This window comes from Micromonospora sp. ATA51, assembly GCF_016802855.1.
Classification (GTDB): Bacteria; Actinomycetota; Actinomycetes; order Mycobacteriales; family Micromonosporaceae; genus Micromonospora; species Micromonospora sicca.
Map to the genome: position 1 here is coordinate 1 of NZ_JAEVHJ010000604.1, position 1,813 is coordinate 1,813.

Annotated in this window: 2 protein-coding genes and 1 pseudogene; all 3 read left to right on the forward strand. The window is 69.5% G+C overall.

Annotation, left to right across the window (positions count from 1 at the left end; genetic code table 11):
* Positions 1-398 (forward strand): annotated as a pseudogene (locus JNW87_RS38215) (hypothetical protein); the annotation flags it as partial.
* A 381-nt stretch (positions 399-779) separates the two neighbouring features.
* Positions 780-1,286, forward strand: a complete 507-nt coding sequence (locus tag JNW87_RS38220) for a low temperature requirement protein A (RefSeq protein WP_236648539.1) — start codon at positions 780-782, stop codon at positions 1,284-1,286.
* A gap of 252 nt (positions 1,287-1,538) precedes the next feature.
* On the forward strand, positions 1,539-1,730 hold the full coding sequence (locus JNW87_RS38225) for a hypothetical protein (RefSeq protein ID WP_201750003.1): 192 nt from the start codon (positions 1,539-1,541) through the stop codon (positions 1,728-1,730).
* Positions 1,731-1,813: the final 83 nt, after the last annotated feature.

Here is a 1,813-nt window from a genome sequence, read left to right on the forward strand (position 1 = left end):
CCGGGTCCGCGCGCCGGCCCGGGGCCGAGGTGGTCGGCCTGGACGAGGACTCGGCCGGATGGGTGCAGGCTCTCTCCGGCACCGGTGCCGATCGAGACGTGGCATTCGACCGGCTGCACGAGATGCTGGTGCGCGCGGCATTGCGGGAGGTGCGCCGGCGCGCGACGCGCTCCCCGGTGACCGGGCCCGCGCTGACCGACGTCGCCCACCAGGCTGCGTCCGACGCGACGGTGGCGATCCTCGCCAAGCTGGCGACGCTCCGTGGCGAGAGCCGCTTCACCACCTGGGCGTACCGTTTCGTCGTGCGCTACCCACCTGCGAGCGTCGGTGTGCCGAGGCGTCGCTCTCCCTACCACACGCCGCTCGAGTGCCCAGGGTCGCCGTGTGAGCGGCCGTGAGCCGTTGTAAGCGGTCGTGAGTGGGTGGGCACCGAGCCAGGGCAGGTCTTGGGTGTCCCCATGGCGGTGCCAGCAAGGGTGGCCCGAGCGGAGCCGAGGGGGACCGACTCGCCCTGGATGCGGCGGGTCCGGTGGCCAGTGAGGTCGACCTCGCCAACGGCAACCTTGCGCATCCGCCTGGCGTCAGTCGTGACGGCTGCCGAGCGGCAGCGGCCGTCGCGCCCAGGCGGGGCCTGCGGCCCGTTCAGCGCAGCTTGAAGACGTACAGCAAGTTCTAACCGCCTGGCCGGCAGCTAGCTGTCCGGTCTCAGGACCTGCGTGACATATCGGTATCAGGACCTGGGTGGTGACACTCCGCCCTCTGTAGCACCGGCCCGACGCTTGGCCAAGGTCGACGAGCTAATCCGATTCAGCGGCGACGGATGGAAGGACCTCGCCGGCCTCGACCGTCGCCCGTCCGGTAACGCGGGCCGCTCGATTCCAGGCCACGGCAGCACGTCCGCAGTCACCACCGCTGCGCGCATGGCAGAATGCTTCAAATCTGGGGCAAAGTTGGCAGACGGGCGAGCCGATGACGACGAGGCGGCCGAACTGCCGCGGAAAGCCGGGGATCCGCAGCGGGCCACGTTCCTGGAACTCTTCTTCGACCTGGTGTTTGTCCTCGCGCTCGCTCAGCTCTCGCGCGGCCTGGCCGAGGATCTCGGGTGGAGTGGCGCCCTCCGGACGCTGGTGCTGTTGGGGGCCCTGTGGTGGGTCTGGTCCAGCACCGCGTGGCTAACCGACCGGACGGACCCGCAACGACCGGTGATCCAGGCCCTGGTCATCGCGACCATGACTGGCGCGGTAGCTACGACTGGGGCGTGGTCAACGACAAGACCGCACAGCTGATGGGCGGCGTCTCCGCCCACGCCGGGCGTTCTCCTCCGCACAGGATCTGGCGCTGTTCGGCCACACGCTGCTCAACGGCGGCCGGTACGGCGACGCGGGTGCTCAGCCCCGCGGCGGCCAAGCTGTTCCCGCCAGCGAGACCGCGTGCACTATCGGCGGCGTCATCGCCAATAACTCCAGCGGCATGTCGTGCGGCACCGAGTTCAACACGTACCCGCACCATCCAGTCGATGGTGTTCGTGCTGCCGAGCCGTGATCGACTCGGCCCCGCCCGACGCCGACGCGCACCTGCACGCCCGGGAGCCGGATCTCCACGAGGGACTGCTACGACTGGCGGCGCGGGTGAAGGCCGATCCGGACGCCGTCTGCACCATCGAGTCGCAGTTCTCCATGAAAAAAACGATGGGGTACGGCCTCAACGCGCTATTCGCAGGTCATCCCTGAAGGAGTGGGGCCGTGTCAACCCGCGACCGCCGGGGTGGTTGTGGCCGGTTTCTGCCGGTTTCCCGGCTCGGTGCAGACAAACG